Below are 18,995 nucleotides of genomic sequence, written 5' to 3'. Positions count from 1 at the left end.
AGACATTAGGCGCTGTAGGCTTTCGTCATATCCGCGTATCTGTCGGTGTCTGCTCTTTTATCTTGTCAGCGAGAACTTCAGTGAGAATCCGAAATCCTGCGTTGTCGTGGGATAGCTGTTGCTCGAGAGCAGCGGCGTGTTGGTCTGACGGTCGTAGTAGGCGCTGAGCGTGAGCAGGCGCGAGAGGGTGTAGTCGGCCATGAACGACATCTTGAACGCCGAGTTGCCGCTGCTGGCCGAGCTCGTCACGGTGGCGATGTCGCGTGTGATGGCGGCCTGCTTGCGGAAGGATATGTCAAGGCGCAGGTTGAGGTCGTGGTTTACGCCCCGTCCTCTTGTATTTGTCTGTTGCTTGGTATTGTTAGTCGTGTTTTTGGAATTTCCGCGCTGTGTCTTCTTTATCTTGCGTGAGGTTCCGCTGCCGAAGAGGTTGAAATTGCTTATCTTGTATCCCATGCCTATCACCCAGTCTTTGCTAAGCGCCTCGTTGAGCTGTATGCTTGTCATGCTGAGGCTGAGCACGCGTGTGGTCCGGTATTCGAGCTTGCAGGTGAGGTTGTTCTCCAGCGTTGCGTCGATGCCGAGCAGTGGCGAGAATGCTTCGTTGATGCTCACCGTGCTCACGTTGTACATGCTGTTGGGAATAGGGTTGCTTGTAGTCACGTCGGTGATGAATCCCAAACCGTTCATGTATTCCTGATATGTGCTGTACGAGGCGTAGCTGCCCACGGCGAAAACACTTTTGTAAGAGTGGTTGAGGTTGACGCTCTTGAAGTGGTCGCGCAGCCATGGCAGTTTGCCGAGTCCGCTGTATTTCAATGTCCAGTTGGGCATCATCCGTCTGAGGGTGGGGAATATGTCGAGCGACGAGCCTGAGCCTGAGGTATAGGCCGAGAGGAATGCCGGTATGAGAACGTCGGCGCTGTATTTGTTGACCGTGCCGAGTTCTGGGTTGTAGGGCGTGCCGCTGAGGTTGATGCCGTTAGCGTCGTATGTTCCCTGCGGATAGTGTGTGCCGGCATATTGGGCCTGCACCCGCTCACGGAATCCGTCTATGGAATTGCAGAACTGCGTGAACGATTTCGAACTGTAGCCGTTGTTGGCGTCGCCCATGCCTTCAAGGGCGCTCTTGAGACTGATTGTCGTCATGTTGAACGTTCCGCTGTGAGTGCCCGGCATGCCTGCGTACATATACTGTATGCTGCGCGACTTGTTGACGGTACGGCTGGCGTTAAGGTCGATCTTAAGGTCGCGGACGGGTTCGAGCGTGATGCGTACCTGAAGGTCTTCGCTGCTTGATGTCGTGGCCGGTGTGGCTACGCTGTCGTTGCATAGCAGCCAGTTGTTGTCGTAGGCCTTCTGCAGGTAGCCGTCGCCGGTCAGTCCGAAAGCGAAGTCAAGACCCGGTGAGAGCACGCTGCCGGTGCGCTGTCCGAATGCGTCGCCGATGTTGGGGATGAATCCCGGCAGAGTCATCGAGTATTGGCTGCGATATGTGATGCCTATGCTGCGTACCATCATCAGGAAGCGTGCCGCTGACTGTGCGGGCTTGTACCACCATTGGTTTTCAAGCGGTTCCTTTGGTGTGACGCTCAGTTTTATCTGTATGGTGTCGAGGTTCTTTATCAGTATCTTGTTGGCATCCACCACCTTGTATTTCAGGTTATACGGCTTGCCGTCTTTTGTCTTTGCCGATACCATCAGGCGTTTGCTTTTCTTGTTGTGTGTCACGGTGATGGTGGTGTCGGCTTTCAGTGTTATCTCCCGTTGATAGGTGTTCTTGTTTTTGGGCAGTTCGCTCTGTTGCTTCTTGTCCTCCTTGGTGTCCTTCAGGTCTTTTGGGTCCTTGTTCTTGTTGTTCTTGGACGTCTGAAGTTTTTGGGCGTTGTTGTTCCTTTTGTTCTTATTGTTGGTTATTGTCTGTTTCTTGTTGAACCGCTCGTTGGCCTTTTTGAGGAAAGGGATATGGTTGTACAGTGTCTCCATGTTGAGCGTGGAGTTGATGTTGAAGTTGCGGTTGTTTGCGATGGTGTTGCCGAGTGAAGTGCCGTCATCGAGTTCCGTACCGCGCACCCATGAGTAGTTGGCGGTGTAACTGGCGTCAGCATTGAGCCAGTCGAATATGGGCAGTTTGTTGAGGGGTATCTGGTATGAGGCCGAGAACGACTGCTGGTAGTCGAGCGGAGTTCCCAAGTTTTTGATGCTGTGCCACACAGAGTCTTTCCATACATGATATTGGTCGGGATAAAGATCCTTGTTGACCGGTGTGTACGGCTCTTCAATCTCGGCGTGTGTGGCCGACTGGAAGTTCATATGCAGATTCTTGGTGAGGTCCCAGCGTATGGAGAAGTCGCGGTTCCAAAGGAACTGCTCACTGAAAGTAAGCGGCAGACTTGAACCTGCGCCTGCGGGATCCATGTCGCGCTCCTGCAATTCGTAGTAATTGCGTATTATCTCGGTGTTGAACGCGATGTTCTGTGGCAGATAGTTGATGCCGATGGCTTTGGGGAAGTTGAGCCACTTGCTCTTGCCTTTCAGCTTCTTGAACGGTTCGAAAGTCTTGTACACCGGTGTGTAGCTGTAGTTGAACGAACCGCGCCACTGGTCTTCTTTCTCATAGACTGTGGTTTCGCCCGAAGTGTGACTGTGCGAATGGCTGTAGCTGAATGAGAAGTTGGCAGGGTCGTACGGCATGGGGTGGCGTTTGGTCTTGATGCCCACACGCACGTTTGACAGCGAGAAGTTGGTGTTGGTGGTCTTCGTCACTGCTATCGCCTCTATGGAGTCGCGTTCGTGCGAGTCCTTTGCCGACTCAAGAGCATCGTCCAGTTCCATGTCGGTGTCGAGCGGGTTGTACTTCGGGCGTGTTTCCTCTTTGGTCACCGAGTAGTAGAGCGGTGCCGTCACCTTTGCTTTGTCCGGGAAGAACTTTCCCAACTCAAGGTTGGCTGTGAAACTGTATGTCTTGTAGTCGTCGGTGGAACGTTGGGCGAGTCCCTCTTCAAGTCCGCCGAATCCCTCGGTCACCATCTTTCCCGTAAGATTGATGGTACCGAAGTCGGACAACTGCATGTTGAGCGCACCGGACGCGGCCCATCCACCCTTGTTGTTGAACTCGAGCAGCCGCAGTTCGTTTACCCATACCTCGCCCGACTTCACCGTCGACGATATGTTGCGCACACCGATCATCATCGTCTTCACCTCGCCGAGCGACGGGTTGCCGATGATGCTTATCTTGTTGTTGGGTTTGTTGTCGTCGTACATTGAGAAAACCGTTGTGTACGATGCTCCGCCGGTGGCTCTTGCCTTGTTTCGTGCCTTTTTCAGACCGGTAAATACTGACATGTCTATGTCGAGCATGTTCTCTTCGGGCCACACCGCACGGCAGTCTGTGGGCGAGAACTTGTCATACTGTCCCTCGGGAGTGAGTTTCAGCGGTATCTCATATTCGTAATAGTTGTTCTTGTAGTCGTTTCCAAGACGCACGAACAGGGCCAGCTGATCGTTTTGAAGATTGGTCGTGTTTTGCAGCATTGCATTGGCATGTACGAACATCTGCAGGCGCTTATACTGTCGCAGGTCGAGTGCAGTTGTCTTGTATACGGCCTTGGCCTCGTCTTTTGCAAGATTCTTCACAGTCATGTTCATGGCCTGCTCGTTGCTCTCGACGAGTTGTGGCTGCGACGGGTCGGTAACGCGGCTGATGCCCGGCGGCAGTACATAGTTCACGGGTTGCTTGTCGTTGTTCTCCTCTATGTTTACTGCGCTCACTTCCATTGTTCCGTTACCGCCGGCAGCGTTTTGGTTCAGGTTCTGCTCATACATGCGCCATTCGCCGCGCACCAGGTCAAGGCTGCCGAATCGCAGAACGATTGGTCTTTGAAACCGGGTCAGGAACATGCGCATGAAACGTATTGACGAGAAATCGCTGATGGAACCGATACGTTCCTTGTCGGCAGCGTTGATTGGTATGCGGAACTTATACCAGTTGACCGTCTCCTTATTCCCGTTGCGCAGTGTAGCCGTGTACGAGCGCTTGTCGGTAATATAGTTGTTGCCGATGTTGTTCTCGTTGATGTCTTCGGGGCGTATGCTCACGCGATACTGATAGTAGCGTTCGTATTCGTTGAGCGTATAGTCCTGGTTGATGTCCTCTACGTCAGGTGTCGTCTTGTACGACGTATCGTAGCTTTCGTTGTTGCCGTCGTTGTCGGGTGAGTTGCCCTGTGGGTTGTTGATGCGTTTGTATCGTTCGAGTATCGATGCTTGCCGACGGTCAAGTTCGGAACCGCGGAAGTATTGGTAGTTGTCGTTGGCTGGGTCGGCCTGCCATGCGTTGCGTATGCTGTCGTTGGTGATTGACTGCACGAAAGTGTTGAATTCGGCGTATGGCTGGAATGCACGCTCCTCGTCGTCGTTGAGTCCGTTGAGTCCCACATCCTGTTTCTCGCGTGCTCCGGCCGTGGTGGCAAAGGCGTAGGTCTGTGTGGCCTGTACCGGAATCTTGCCCCACTGTGTGGTGGTGAAGCTGCTGCTGCCGTCCACAGGCATGCCGCTTTCGTAGAATTTCTTGCCGTCGCGCAGAACGTCCTCACTCACCTCGCCGAGGTTGATGTAGAGGTCGCCGCCGTATGACGACGCATCACCGTTCTGTCGTGAGTATATGAACGGGTCGAGCAGCCAGAACTCGATATACTCGATGTTGGCAGTCTCGAAGTCGTTGGTGTCCAGTTTTCGCATCATTCCGCCCCACTTTGCCGCCGGGTTCAGCATGGTACCGTCGGCGTTGACGGCCGTTGAGAAGTTGTAGGGGCCGCGCTCGTTGGGGTAGTATGCCATGTTGAGTATCGACAGTGTAGCCGTGGCGCCGTTGTATGTGCTTTGGTCTCGGTTGGGATACAGTTCGCTGATGTATACTTCGCGCACGTAGTGATTGGACAGCTGGTTGAGGTCGCTCTTGATGTGTCCCGGTGTGAGCGAGCTGCTTTTGTATGTGAACAGCGGGTCGATGGTGTACCACGAAAGCAACGAACGGTTGTAGCCGCTGGAGAGCCCATCCTTGTCGGACGACTCGGGGAACATCGACGGCACACTTGACAGCACCCACGACTTGGGGTCGGAAACGCTTATGCCGTTTTTTGTGTTCTCAAAATCGTCGATGTACGATGCGTTGTCCTGTGTTCCGCCGGCTTGTCCGGCGATGAGCTGTGCGAATTCGCCTGTCAATGATATCTGCGACGGCTGTGTACAGTGCAGGAAAGGCACTTTGTCGAGAAGGTTGGTGAGCCACTGACTCTCCTTCTTCCAGTTCATGTTGAGTCCCCACAGTATGTTGTTGAGCGGTTCGGAGCCCATGGCTACCTTCGATGTGAGTGTCTGTTCGCGCAGATGCTGGAAAGTACCGCCTATCTGGAAATCCTTAGAGAAGTCATATTCCCAGTTGAGTCCCATCATTGTCTTGCGCATCATGCCGTAGTCTGTGTTGCTTTCGAGACTTACGTTGACCGATGTTCCGGCGTCGATGATGCTTTGGTTGAGTATGGTAACCTCGCCGGCCGAGTAGTCTACACTATAGTCCGAGCCTTCACTCAGCACCACACCGCCAGCAGTTACCACCACCGAGCCTTGCGGCACGTTGTATGCACCGAGAGATATTACGTTGGCCGATGTTCCCTTGTATTGTCCTGTAAGAATGAATTTGTCTTTCTCTGCAATCTGTTTTGCGGCTGTTTTTGTCGTGTCATACAGTTCGGTGAAGGCGTATTTGTCGGCTGTTGCCTCCGTTATGCCTGCCGTTACGAGATAGTTTCGCAGGTAAGAGCCGAACGGTTCGGCAGCCGGGAAAAACACACGTCCGTTGCTGACGGTATATCCGTCGACGAAGTCAAAGTAGCCGTTAGGGTTCGCCTTGTTGTTATTGTCCAGACGGTCGGCTCCCAGTATTCGGATTATCGGCCTGTCCTTTACCTGCGGTTCGGGCAGATAGGTGAGGTATACGCCTGTGGTGTCGTTCTGATATTTCACGTCGAGGCGGAACTTGGTCTTCTCTACTGTCGATGCAAGATAGTATACGTTCTTCATCATCAGCCGCCAGTTGGCCATCTGCGGGCTGTTGTTGGTGTTTTTCAGTGACTTTACGAATAGGGCTTCCTCTGTATTTGTATTGTCGGATGCGAATTCGCCCACCTGATATGTCTGTCCGTTGAGGGTATATTCGAAAGCTACGGCCAGAACCTGATCCGACTGTAGCGTGGTTTTCAGCGAGATATATCCGAGAGCTGTGTTGACAGTGTATTCGGATGATGTGAGCAGACGCGCGCTTTGCAGCTTCTCGTAGTCTACGGCTCCGGTGAATCCGCCTATGGCGTCGAACACGGTACTCGTCTGGTCGATGTTGCGCGCTGCTGCGTATTCGTTTGTCATGGCACTGTACTCACCGTTGGCGCTGTTGCTCGGTGCCACGTCGCCGGTTCCTCCCCACAGCGGGTTTGATGTGTTGCGGCCCTCGCCGAGGTCGGCCAGTGCAATGATGTTGCGTGTGTTGCTTGTGGTTCCCGTCTTGTTTGTCACCCACACTTCTACGCGTGTTATCTTCACTCCCGTCAGCACGTTGGGCAGTGATGCCATTCCGCGGTCGTAGCGTTCGCGGAAGTAGTGGGAGAGGAAGAAGTGGCGGTTCTCCTCATAGTCGGCCACGTTGATTTCGAACGGAGTGAGCTGTGTGCCGCCTTTTGACGAGACACTTTTCGATGTGGAGTTTTTCTGCGACAGCACGGTCTGCAGTTTCAGCTTGCCGAATTGCATGTCGGTGCGCACGCCGAACAGCGACGAGGCGCCCTGGATTAGTGACGAGTTGGAGGGAAAGGACACGTTGCCGGCTTCCACCAGTTTGATTATTTCGTCTTCCTTGCCTTCGTATGTCAGCTTGAGGTTCTTTGTGTCGAAGTCGAATGTGGCGTCGGTGTTGTAGTTGAGGTTCATGTTGACCTTGTCGCCCACCTTTCCGTTGAGGCTCAGGTTGATTTTCTCGTCAAAGTCGAATGCCGTTGTCTTTCGGTTGCGTATGGGCAGAGACGGATTGTCGATGTTGTTCAGCGTGGCGCCTATCTTTAGTTCGGCCGTTCCCTGTGTCTTGATGCGTACTCCTCCCGGTCCGAATATCTTTTCGGCCGGGCCGAGGTCGAAGTGCATGTCGGTAAAGTCGAACTTGTTCTTGCCCTGTGCGGCTACGTTTTCAGCGTCCTTGCGTCGGAAGAACTCCTGCATGGCGCGTCGCCCGCTCCACCGCCGGTACTCCTCGGGAGTCATCATCACAGGCGTGTTAAGATAGGAGTCGCCTATCTTCGAACCTATGAAGTATACGTTGAGCGAATCGTCGTATACGGCCTCCTGCCTGATGTTGTCGGGCATCTTCAGGTCGATGGCGGCCGAGTCGAGGTCTGCTGTCAGCAGTGGCGTGGTCTTCCTTATCTTCCATCGCGGGTGCAGCAGCGAGTCGGGTATGGCCTCGTCTTCAACCACGAGTTTCGGTTGTGCCTTGGGTACGGGCTTGTTGGCAGTGCGGGTCTTGTCGTCCTGTGCTGTGGCGAGTGCGATGCTGCCTATCAGTCCCAGTGCGGGAATGACAAGCAGCGGCTTGTGTCCGGTGATGAACGACAGGGCCGACACGATACGGGATATGGGAGACTTGCCGCCGGCAGGTCTCTTGTCTTTTGCCTTATCCTTATTATATATGTGTGGTTTCTTGTCCTTCATCACTGTTATGTATATGTTCTATTTCTGTTTATGTCCGTGCCGCATCCGGGAAGGTTTAAGAAGCGTTGGGGATATAAATTCACTGAAAGAAGCATCTGTCTTTAACTCCCGGGCGACCGTAGGGAGCGATAACTCCCTTTAATTCCTAACGGAGCGTAGCGAAGTGATAACTCCTTTTTAACTCCTTATTTTATCATCTTCAACGCCATCTTTACCACCATCTCCACCGGTGCGTCGGGATGCTCCTGCAATATCTGTACCACAACTTTCTGTGTGGGAGCGGGCGAGAAGCCGAGCATTGTCAGCGCGCTCACGGCCTCGTCCTTTACCTCATTGTTCACCGGCGACTGTATTGCTCCGCCGGCAGGTATCTCTTCGGCTATGCCTAATGCGACAATCTTGTCGCGCAGATCGACGATGATGCGCTGGGCCGTCTTGAGGCCGATGCCCTTGATACTCTTCATCAGCCGTTCGTTGCCGGTGGATATGCAGTTGCACAGTTCGGCGGGGCTCATCGACGAAAGCACCATGCGGGCAGTGTTGGTGCCCACGCCCGATACACTTATAAGCAGCACGAAGAGCTCGCGTTCCTTCTTGTCGGCAAAGCCGTAGAGCACATGGGCATCCTCGCGGATAGCCTCATACACATACAGTCGTACCTCGTTGCGTCCCTGGATGGCGGTGTAGGTGTTGAGCGAAATGTTAAGTCCGTAGCCTATCCCGCCCGTCTCCACTGTAGCCAGTGCGGGCGTAAGCTCGGTGAGTTCACCTCTTATGTATTCTATCATTATATGCTGTTTTCGTATATATACATTACAATTAACGACAAAAGCCGTTAATTATTGTATACCAGCCAATGTGAATGTGCCGTTTGTTCCGGATACTATATCTGACGAGTGTTTTGCCGATGTGGTTCCGTCGGCGCGGTTCCTGCTGTCGCTGTAATGATATTTTGCCGGAATTTAACACTTCCGGACTCACTGTTCTACGCGTCCGGAAAGCCCTTGACGAGGTATAGCGGCGCTCTTCTGCATCGATTTTCGGGTGAATCTCTTGCCGTAAGGGCCTCCTTGCATTGCAATTACGGCCCCGTTGCCTTCCCGTTACGGCCTCGTTGGCTTGCAACGAGGCCGTAATTGCAATGCAAGGAGGCCCTTACGGCATAAAAATGAAGCTGCGTTTTCTGCACAGTTGTTGCTGATTGGTTGTAATATCTTGTAAATCAGATAATTGAATTTGCACACGTAAAACTCGCGAATTTCGGTCCAAGATTTTTCTGTTTCAAAATAACGCAGTATTCGGATGGCTTTTGTTGTGATAATTCAATAAAACCTTTTAGACCATAATTCTTTCAATCAATTAATGGCAAACACATACATCGCAAATTTGGTTTTCGGCAGGTGTAGTGCCGTTATAACTCATATTTTCAGCGAAAAGACACTTTATTGTGAATATAATTATTATCTTTGCAATAAAATAGTATCATATTATATGAAAGACATCATACAAGTCAATCCGTTCGTCGTGGGAAGATATGTCAGCGACCGGTATTTCTGCGACCGCAAGGACGAGACCGCCCAACTTTTGAAGCACATCTGGAACGGCCGCAATGTGGCTCTCATCTCACCGAGACGCATGGGAAAGACGGGGCTTATACACCACTGTTTCGGTCAGGACCGGCTGGCCTCTTATCACACGTTCTTCGTCGACATATATGCCACGACATCGCTGGCCGAACTTGTCTACCTGCTTGGTAAAGCCATCTATGACGAACTGAAACCGCGCAGCAGTAAATGGGTCGACCGGTTTTTCCGGACAGTCGGTTCGCTGCGCATGGGATTCAAGTTCGACCCGGTTACGGGCGATCCTGTACTTGACATCAGTCTGGGAGACATCCAGGCGCCGCAGACAACGCTTGATGAGATTTTCCGGTATCTGGAGACGGCCGACCGTCCATGCGTTGTAGCCATAGACGAGTTCCAGCAAATCGGCAACTATGTGGAGAACAATGTGGAAGCCATGCTGCGCACCAGGATACAGCAGTGTCACAACACGTTTTTTATTTTTGCCGGCAGCCGCCGTCATCTGATGAGCAATATGTTCAACTCGGCAGCGAAACCTTTCTATCAAAGTGCCGTCACGATGGGGCTCGGGCCGATACCGTCCGGTGTTTATGCCGACTTTGCATCGAAAATGTTTGAGGACCATGGACGCCGCATCCAAGACGGGGTGGCACAGACAGTGCACGAACGGTTCGACGGATGTACTTGGTTTGTCCAGATGATCATGAACGAACTCTTCGCCCTGACTCCTCATGGTGGTGTCTGTGGGAAAGACATGGTGGACACGGCTATTCGTAATGTAATAATAGCACAGGAGGGAACATACAAGGAACTTCTGACACACATTGCGCCAAAGCAGAAACAGGTTCTGCAGGCCATTGCACGTGAGGGAATGGCACGTAGCATCACCTCCGGAGCATTCGTAAAAAAATACAAACTGACGTCAGCAAGTTCGGTACAGGCGGCTGTCAAGAGTCTGTTGAAAACGGAACTGGTCACGCAGGACGGAGACGCATATCGTGTATATGACCATTTCCTTGCCTATTGGTTGGCTCATGAGTATTGAGCGACGGAAAGGCGGTTGATACTTATGAACTCAGTAAGGGGTGCGATATAATGAAATCCGGACAATTATTGAATATGTAAGTGAAATGTTGATGATGGCGTTCAATTCGTAAGCTATCGCCCGCGATATGCTGCGAAATGTTCGTTTTCACATTTTTATTGAAAAATTAATGGCATAATGTCACTTGTTTCGCGTCAATGATGTACTTTTGCAACCGGAAACGGTCTGACCGTGTAGACAAAGTACGCAATCATCTAAAAAACAAATACATAAAAGAAATGAAGAAGATAAGAGCGGCCGTAGTAGGTTACGGCAACATTGGAAAGTATACCATTGAGGCACTCGAGGCATCGGATGATTTTGAGATAGCAGGTGTGGTGCGCCGCAACGGTGCCGAGGACAAGCCCGCGGAGCTGGCGCAGTATGACGTGGTGAAGGACATCACCGAGCTGAAAGACGTGGATGTGGCCATTCTCGCCACACCGACACGCAGTTGTGAGGAATATGCCAGAAAGATTCTTCCGTTGGGCATCAACACGGTGGACAGCTTTGACATACATACCGGTATCGTGGACTATCGGAAGAATCTGATGGAAGTGTGTCGGCAGAGCGGTACCGTGGCCGTGATTGCAGCCGGATGGGATCCGGGTTCGGACTCGATTGTGCGAACACTGATGCAGAGCCTCGCTCCGAAGGGATTGAGCTATACCAACTTCGGGCCGGGAATGTCGATGGGCCACAGCGTATGCGTGCGCTCTAAAGAGGGTGTGAAGAACGCCCTGTCAATGACCATTCCTCTCGGCGAGGGCATACATCGCCGCATGGTATATGTAGAGCTGGAGGACGGGGCAAAGCTGGAGGATGTCACGGCTGCCATCAAGGCCGATCCGTATTTTGCCAATGACGAGACTCATGTCTTTGCCGTCGGGTCGGTGGATGCCGTGCGCGATATGGGCCACGGCGTGAATCTGGTGCGCAAGGGTGTGAGCGGAAAGACGCAGAACCAGCGTCTGGAGTTCAATATGAGCATCAACAACCCTGCTCTTACGGCCCAGGTGCTCGTCAACGTGGCACGTGCATCGATGCGTCAGCAGCCCGGCTGCTACACCATGATAGAGCTGCCTGTTGTTGACATGCTGCCGGGTGAGCGTGAAGACCTGATTGCGCATCTGGTGTAGACCGCGATTGTATGTCTCCGGAAGGAGATAAAAAGATAAACGTGAATTGAGATGTGAGAATTATAATTGCCTTTATGGATTCGAGTGCGGTGCATGTCGTACTTAATCTGTAAAGGCAATTATAATTCTCACATTTTGCTGCCGGTCTCGTTTGTTTATGTAGACTTGCGTAAAGAACCGGCACAGGTAGCCGTAATTCTCGGTTTTCTATTTTTCATTCTTCATTTCTTTCCGACTGAAGGAGTCCTGATTTATCTTGTATCAGTTGCCGTTTACACTTCGGTTGTGCTCCATTCTCATTATTTTCAGAGGGCATGTGGCTATACATTTGCCGCATTTTATGCAGTCGGTGTCAAGATAACCTGTTGCTGTACCACGGCAGTCGTATGGCGTGAGCTGCATCGGGCAAACTCTGGCACAGCTCTTGCACTTCATCTGACATGTGTCGGCAACGTGGATATTGGTAAAGCCGGAGGGCAACGGGGATTGTTTTGGCGATACACACGACGATAGCGTGCCCATAGGACAGAAGGAACACCATGTCCGGGGAGCATAGACGAACGAGAGGACTATGCCCACGACGGTTGTCACAAGGATGATGTTCCAGAACACACGCCCCATGGCGTTCCAGTCGCCCCATGCAAAGTACATCTGTACGCCGAAGACGGTGAATATGAACATCACCATGAACAGACGGAAACCGGATGTGCGGACAAACCGTGGAATGGGGCGGTGGGGTGAGTGTTCGGACAAGACGCGATCGTAGAAACTGCCACGCGGACAGGCGTTGCCGCACCACCATCTTCCGCGTCTTACGGCAAATGCGACGGGAGCTATCATGCAGATAAGTGCCAGCAGGCCTACAACGGGATAAAACCATCCTATTACAAGATAGGCCAATAGCATCCAGTATAGCGGATATCCCTTGGTAGGAAAATGGCGGTGAAATCTTTTTGTTGACATTTTCTTGTTTCTTTTTATTGATGTTTGGATTATTGACAGGTTGTTTAGAAAGGGAACAGCAGTGGAAGTACAAATGTCATGACCACTCCCATTACGATCTGCAACGGCAAGCCTACCTTGACATAGTCGCTGAAGGTGTATTCGCCGGCATGCATCACAAGAGCGTTGGGAGGCGTGGAGAACGGTGAGGCGAAACACATGCTCGCTCCAAGCGTCACGGCAAAAAGGAACGGGTAGGGGCTTGCACCGATCTCTATGGCCGATGTCATGGCGATGGGAGCCATGAGCACAGCCGTTGCCGTATTGCTGATGAACATCGTGAGCAGCGAAGTGGTGAAATAGATGCCTGCAAGAAGAACGGTCGGACTCATCGAACCGAGCGACGACACGAGCGAGTGGGATATCATGGCTGACGTCCCGGTCTTTTCCAGAGCTACAGACATGGGCATCATTGCCGCTATGAGTACGATACTTTCCCAGTTGATGGTCTTGTAGGCGGCTTCGACGTTGCGGAAACATCCGCAGAGCACCATGAGCAGCCCGGCTACGATTACTGCCGTGACGGGGGCAACAGGTATGAAGTCGAACACCATCATGGCCACCATTGCCACCATGATGACAGCGGCAAGGGGAGCGCGGTAGTTGAGTGTCACCTGTCGGGCCTGCTCTTCCGGCTGTCCCAACACCACCCAGTCGGTCTCCTGCTCGTCCAGTCTCGATATGTTGCTCCATTTGCCTTGGACTAACAGCACGTCACCGGACATCAGTTTTTCTTCCGGCAGGCCGGTCATTATGTAGTTGCCGGAGCGCTTGATGCCGAGTACGTTGATGTCGTATCGCTCGCGGAATCCCGAATTTTTCAGCATCGTGCCGATAAGGCGCGACGTAGGTATGAGCACAATCTCGGCAATGCCGATGTCATAGAAATCCATGTTGTTGTTGTCGAGACGTTTCAGACCGTTGCTTTTTGCAAAGTTGTCCATCACAGCCGTGTCGCCCATAAGGTATATTATGTCGCCGGCGGAGAGGATACTGTCCGGACCGGCGAGGCTTTGGCGCACGTTGCGTATAAGTCCGCTACGGTCGGTGCTTTCGCTGCGTATCTCTATTATCGACAGGCCGTAGCGTCCGCGAAGGTTAAGTTCGGCCACGGTCTTGTTTCTTACTCCCGATTGTTCTTTCACCATATAACGGCGCAGGCCGTTGGACAACTGATATTCGTCTACCAGTTCGTCGAGCGTTTTGCCTCCGCCGGCCTTGCCGGTTGCCTTTCCTTTCTTCTTGTACAGGAACAGTTTTGTGAGTGGCATCATGACTATGATACCTATGATGATGCAGATAATGCCTACAGGGAAGAATGAGAAGAAGCCGAGCGGCTGGTAGCCGGCACCTGTCAGTGCCTGCTGTATGACGAGGTTAGGCGGTGTACCGATGAGCGTCAGCATGCCGCCGAGACTGCTGGCAAAGGCCAGTGGCATGAGCAGACGGCCGGGGCGCATGTTGGCTTGTGCCGCCATGCTCACAACGATGGGCATCATCAGTGCCACGGTTCCGGTGTTGCTGATGAAGGCGCCTATCACAGCCGTCACCGTTACAACAAGCAGGAACATCCTGATATCGCTGCCGGCAGCGAGTTTCATTATCTTCTGGCTTGCAGCCTTGGCCAGTCCGGTCTGTAGAATCGCACCGCCCACAACAAACAGTCCTACCATCATTATTACAACGGTGGAAGAGAATCCGGCGAGTGCCTCCTCGGGCGTAAGTATACCAAGCAGGAGCATGGCGGCAAGGGCGCACAGTGCTACGATGTCGGCGCGTATGCGTCCGTTGACGAACAGTATTATCGTTATGGCAAGTATTGTCAGTGTTGCTGTCATTTGTGAGATAGTGATAGGTGTCTGTGTCTTTATTTAATGAATGTCAATATTTCTTTGGTTTAATCATGTAGTTCAATCATGTCGGTAATCGTGGCTGTCAGATATGGCAGTATTTTGTCATACGGAACGGTAAACGACGGCATGCCGGCGGCATATGGCGCTATTTCGTAAGGCTGATAGGTGAATGTTACGCCTTCTTTGCCAAGTGCCGGGGCATATTGTGGCAATGGCAGGAAGTCAACACTGTATTCCGTAAGCAGCATGTTCTTCAAGTCTTCATCACTTATCGGTGCTTTGCTGTCTTCCTTGAAGTATTCTTTCAGGCCCTCTTTTATAAGCAGTTTGAAGCTCTCGGTGTTGGTGCCTGTCAGCATTTCATGGCCGAAGCGGCGCCCGTCGGATTTTCTGAAGGTGGCCGTTGTGCCCGTATGCATTCCGTGTGCACCGCCATAGTATGTCTCTATGCGGCTTGTATAGACTACGAACTTGTCTGTCTCGTATGTTTTGCTAATGCTTCTGGAGTCAGATAAGGTGGGCATGCTTTCCCTGTTGTCATACACGGTCATGTCTTTCAGATTCTTTTCCATGCCCTTACCATAATATGCAAGCATTGAGTTAGGGTTGTTGATGTCGTTTCGGTAGGTTCCTCCGAGCTCTTCGCTGATGTATTCACGGATTATATTGGCCAGTGGCGTTGGGCCTGCGGTGGGGAAGTCGACAGTTATGCTTACTTCGGAATTGTTGCTTTTGCTTTCGTATGTTAACGAATCGGTTGTCAGAGGGCTCTCTTTTGTCTGACTGTTGTTTTGACATGCAACTGTGAGTGCTGCAAATGCTAATGATATCGCGGCGGCCGATAGTGCCGGAATACGCTTTATCTTCATATATCAATGATTTTATATTATACAAAAAGGGCGGCTCTGTATTGATATTGGGCCGCCCTCGGATATATGTGTATCAGTATTCTCTTTTCTTATTCGCCTTTGATGGCAGCTACACCCGGCAGAACTTTGCCTTCTATGGCCTCGAGCAGAGCACCGCCACCGGTAGATATATAGCTGACTTTGTCGGCCATGCCGAACTTGTTGATGCATGCTACGGAGTCACCACCGCCGATGAGCGAGAAAGCCCCGTTGGCTGTAGCCTTGGCGATAGCGTCGGCAATGGCTTTTGAACCACCGGCGAAGTTGTCAAATTCGAAAACTCCGGCCGGTCCGTTCCACAGGATTGTCTTTGCGTCCTCAATGGCAGCGGCAAATTTCTCGCGTGTTTCCGGACCTGCATCCAGACCCTCCCATCCTTCGGGAATGTCGTTTGACTGGCAAACCTGTGTGTTGCAGTCGTTCTTGAAGTCGTCGCCAGCGATGCAGTCTGTGCCGAGTACGAGGTTTACGCCGTTCTCCTTTGCCTTCTTTATGATGTCGAGAGCCAGGTCGAGTTTGTCGTTCTCGCAGATGGAGTTGCCTATGTTGCCGCCCTGTGCCTTTGCGAATGTGTATGTCATACCGCCACAGAGGATGAGGTTATCGACCTTTCCAAGCAGATTTTCAATGATGCCAATCTTAGTCGAGACCTTCGAACCGCCCATTATGGCTGTAAACGGACGCTTGATGTTGCTCAGAACGTTGTCAACAGCCTGTACTTCTTTCTCCATAAGATAGCCAAGCATCTTGTTGTCTGCATCGAAGTAGTCTGCGATTACGGCTGTAGAGGCGTGTTTGCGGTGAGCAGTACCGAATGCGTCCATTACATAGCAGTCGGCGTAGCTTGCCAGTTTTTTTGCGAAATCTTTCTGACGGCCTTTCATTTCTTTCTTTGCCTCGTCATATTCGGGAGTGCCTTTTTCCACGCCTACAGGCTTGCCTTCTTCCTCTGCATAGTAGCGCAGGTTCTCAAGCAGCAATGCTTCTCCCGGCTTCAGTGCTGCGGCAGCCTCGTCGGCATTGGCGCAGTCGTCGGCAAACTTTACCTCTACACCTAAAGCATCCGATACGTTCTTCACAATCTGAGAGAGTGAAAGTTCCGGCTTTTTCTTGCCTTTGGGTTTGCCCATGTGGCTCATCATGATGAGTGCACCGCCGTCGTTGAGCACTTTCTTCAGTGTGGGGAGTGCTCCGCGGATGCGGGTGTCGTCGGTTACATTACCGTTCTCGTCCAAAGGAACGTTGAAATCTACGCGCACGATTGCCTTCTTGCCGGCAAAGTTGAATTGATCGATAGTCATAATAGTATCTATTTAAATATAAAATAACTTTCTTGTTATGGATTTTGCGAACGCAAAGTTAGTAAAATAAATCCGTAATTATATGAGTGATATGAGGTTTTTATATATTTTTTGCGCCAATCCGGAATAAATGTAATATGGAGTTTGCAATATAATATGCAGTATGCGGTTTGTGGTATGAAATAGAAAAGTTCGTGAAACCATGAGTACCAATCTCGTTTCACGAACTTTCTGATTCAGAGTATACTTCTATTTATTTGCCTGCATCGACCCGCCAATTGCCGTTCTTGTCTTTGCACATCTTCATTTTGTTTGTATCTTCGGTTCCGTCATCGTATGTGATTTTCATTTCTACGGTAGCCTTTTCGCCGTCTTCAGATATTTCTTCAGACACGGCTTTGGCCGATTTCGGCTTTTTGCCGCTCTTTTCCGCGCTCTTTGTTACTTTTTCTTTCAGCATTGCTACATACTGTTTCTTTTCCTGTTCCAGTTTCTCTTTGTCTCTGGTGTCCTCGTTCTTGATGTAGATAAGGTCTACATAGCCTTCGTAATCTTCGTCAACGAAACAGTCCATAGCTTTTTCTGCTACTGCGCTCGGAGTGTTTCCGCCGCCACACGCACACATTGCCATCACTACAATGAAGAGGAAAGCCACTTTAAAAAGTCTTTTCATACTTAATTGGTTTTTAGAAATTAATAAATTGTTGGTTGTAAAATATTTCTTTGTTATTCGGCTGGTTGTTTCAATCCTCAGATATTTCTCATCCCCGGACCGGTGTTGCTGTATACATCATCATAAATGATTGTCTTTTGGTTGATTGCATTTCGTGATAATGATTCAATATGCTCGTAGTCCTAAAAACATATCACACTGTACAAATGTGGCGACGACATGAAGTCGGACGGAAGTATCACATTTTCTATCTGCATGCCCGGTATGGAGAAATTGTGCCGGGGAGCGGTCACCAGTGGCATTCCGGCCTGTCTGTAGGCAAACTCCACAAGTTCACAACAATACATCCGGGTGGTGTCGCGGTCGTCATAGTCATGGTCGAAAAGTGTGCCCCGTGCGTATACCCGCATGGCTACCAGTGCTGCCCGCGCGGCGGCAGTGCTGTCTTTGCAGCGCATCACTCTCCCCGTTTCGGCATTTTCAGGAGCATAGAAACGTGTCGGAATATCCATTTTCACGCGGTCTGCATCACCATCGTAATCAGGTTCGTCCGGTACAGCATGTACCACCATCATTGCTCCTGCCGAGTCGACCACGATGCCTACATGCGAGTAGCCTCCGCCGCGGTCGGCAACGAGAACGGCGTGGCTCGTAAATCCGAATCCCCGCCTTAGAACCACATCGCCGGGACATAGTCTTATGCTGTCCGGGAGGATTGTCGTCTGTCTGTCGCCGTCATATCCGCAACCTGTCAGGCTGCATAGTGCAACAACGATACCGGCAGCTATAAAGTTCCGTGTCAGACAATTGTAAGTCATTCTATGCAAAATTAAACAAATCCGGTGATAAACCAAAGACATTTCGTCAATATTCTGTTGAACTGTCATAAAAATCTTTCATATCGTTGGCTCTTACTGTGATTTTCTGTAATTTTGCGCATGTTTGTATATATTGACGCACAACAATTAAATGGATATGAAAGATTCTGTGTTGATAGTAAGTGGCGGAATGGACAGCATCACCATGCTGTATGAATACAAAGACCGCATAGCCATAGGTCTGTCGTTTGACTATGGCAGCAATCATAATGCCCGTGAGATACCTTTTGCCCGCATGCACTGCGAGCGGCTCGGCATTCGCCACATTGTGATAAATCTGGACTTCATGCACCGTTATTTCAAGAGTTCGCTGCTTGAGGGGCCGGATGCCATCCCAGAGGGCCATTATGCCGATGATAATATGAAGTCGACCGTCGTTCCTTTCCGCAACGGCATAATGCTTGCCATAGCCACGGGTATAGCCGAGAGCAACGGTCTCAGACACGTGATGATGGCCAACCACGGTGGTGACCACACAATATATCCCGATTGCCGTCCGGATTTTGTTGCAGCGTTCGGCTCGGCGACGGCAGCCGGAACCTACGAAGGAATCACCGTAGAGGCCCTTTATACCGGTATAACCAAGGCCGATATAGCCCGTCGTGGCCATGCTCTTGGCATAGACTACGGCGAGACATGGTCGTGTTACAAGGGTGGCGTGCGTCATTGCGGCCGCTGCGGCACATGTGTGGAGCGGCGTGAGGCGCTGGCCGAAGCCGGGATAAAAGACAATACGGTGTACGACAGTCCGTTAACGATGCCGTATGAATGATGACAATAAGGACCGGGAGCGGATGAACAGTGTGCATATTGTGATAG

11 protein-coding genes are annotated in these 18,995 nt (G+C 51.2%); 3 read left to right on the top strand and 8 right to left on the bottom strand.

Annotated elements, in window-relative coordinates:
* Positions 1 to 57 precede the first annotated feature (57 nt).
* Together sov and ruvA are read right to left on the bottom strand one after the other, a co-directional pair.
* On the bottom strand, positions 58 to 7,755 hold the full coding sequence (gene sov, locus HPS55_RS05010; RefSeq protein ID WP_172177023.1) for a T9SS outer membrane translocon Sov/SprA: 7,698 nt from the start codon (positions 7,753 to 7,755) through the stop codon (positions 58 to 60).
* Between the two features lie 185 nt (positions 7,756 to 7,940).
* A complete protein-coding gene (ruvA, locus tag HPS55_RS05005) occupies positions 7,941 to 8,543 on the bottom strand; it encodes a Holliday junction branch migration protein RuvA (RefSeq protein WP_172177021.1) in 603 nt (200 codons plus the stop codon).
* A gap of 703 nt (positions 8,544 to 9,246) precedes the next feature.
* Here ruvA and HPS55_RS05000 point away from each other — a divergent pair.
* On the top strand, positions 9,247 to 10,383 hold the full coding sequence (locus tag HPS55_RS05000; RefSeq protein ID WP_172177019.1) for an AAA family ATPase: 1,137 nt from the start codon (positions 9,247 to 9,249) through the stop codon (positions 10,381 to 10,383).
* Positions 10,384 to 10,661: 278 nt separating this feature from the next.
* Positions 10,662 to 11,561: a diaminopimelate dehydrogenase gene (locus HPS55_RS04995; protein ID WP_172177017.1), complete on the top strand. Its 900-nt coding sequence runs from the start codon at positions 10,662 to 10,664 to the stop codon at positions 11,559 to 11,561.
* Positions 11,562 to 11,822: 261 nt separating this feature from the next.
* Here HPS55_RS04995 and HPS55_RS04990 read toward each other — a convergent pair whose 3' ends face one another.
* The 6 genes from HPS55_RS04990 to HPS55_RS04965 all read right to left on the bottom strand — a co-directional run bounded on the left by HPS55_RS04990 (position 11,823) and on the right by HPS55_RS04965 (position 18,116).
* Positions 11,823 to 12,524: a 4Fe-4S binding protein gene (locus HPS55_RS04990; RefSeq protein ID WP_172177015.1), complete on the bottom strand. Its 702-nt coding sequence runs from the start codon at positions 12,522 to 12,524 to the stop codon at positions 11,823 to 11,825.
* 44 nt (positions 12,525 to 12,568) lie between these two features.
* A complete protein-coding gene (locus HPS55_RS04985) occupies positions 12,569 to 14,401 on the bottom strand; it encodes an SLC13 family permease (protein WP_172177014.1) in 1,833 nt (610 codons plus the stop codon).
* 59 nt (positions 14,402 to 14,460) lie between these two features.
* A complete protein-coding gene (locus tag HPS55_RS04980; protein WP_172177012.1) occupies positions 14,461 to 15,285 on the bottom strand; it encodes an RsiV family protein in 825 nt (274 codons plus the stop codon).
* An 89-nt stretch (positions 15,286 to 15,374) separates the two neighbouring features.
* On the bottom strand, positions 15,375 to 16,625 hold the full coding sequence (locus tag HPS55_RS04975) for a phosphoglycerate kinase (protein ID WP_172177010.1): 1,251 nt from the start codon (positions 16,623 to 16,625) through the stop codon (positions 15,375 to 15,377).
* Positions 16,626 to 16,878: 253 nt separating this feature from the next.
* The gene (locus tag HPS55_RS04970; protein ID WP_172177008.1) at positions 16,879 to 17,298 is read right to left on the bottom strand and encodes a nuclear transport factor 2 family protein; all 420 of its coding nucleotides are present in this window, start codon (positions 17,296 to 17,298) and stop codon (positions 16,879 to 16,881) included.
* A 182-nt stretch (positions 17,299 to 17,480) separates the two neighbouring features.
* Positions 17,481 to 18,116, bottom strand: coding sequence for a C40 family peptidase (locus HPS55_RS04965; RefSeq protein ID WP_172177006.1), 636 nt, complete (start codon positions 18,114 to 18,116; stop codon positions 17,481 to 17,483).
* A 157-nt stretch (positions 18,117 to 18,273) separates the two neighbouring features.
* Here HPS55_RS04965 and queC point away from each other — a divergent pair, with 157 nt between their 5' ends.
* The gene (gene queC, locus HPS55_RS04960; RefSeq protein WP_172177004.1) at positions 18,274 to 18,948 is read left to right on the top strand and encodes a 7-cyano-7-deazaguanine synthase QueC; all 675 of its coding nucleotides are present in this window, start codon (positions 18,274 to 18,276) and stop codon (positions 18,946 to 18,948) included.
* The last annotated feature ends 47 nt before the right edge of the window (positions 18,949 to 18,995 follow it).

Source organism: Xylanibacter rodentium, assembly GCF_013166575.1.
GTDB lineage: Bacteria > Bacteroidota > Bacteroidia > Bacteroidales > Bacteroidaceae > Prevotella > Prevotella rodentium.
This window is presented reverse-complemented; position numbering and strand designations above follow the sequence as displayed.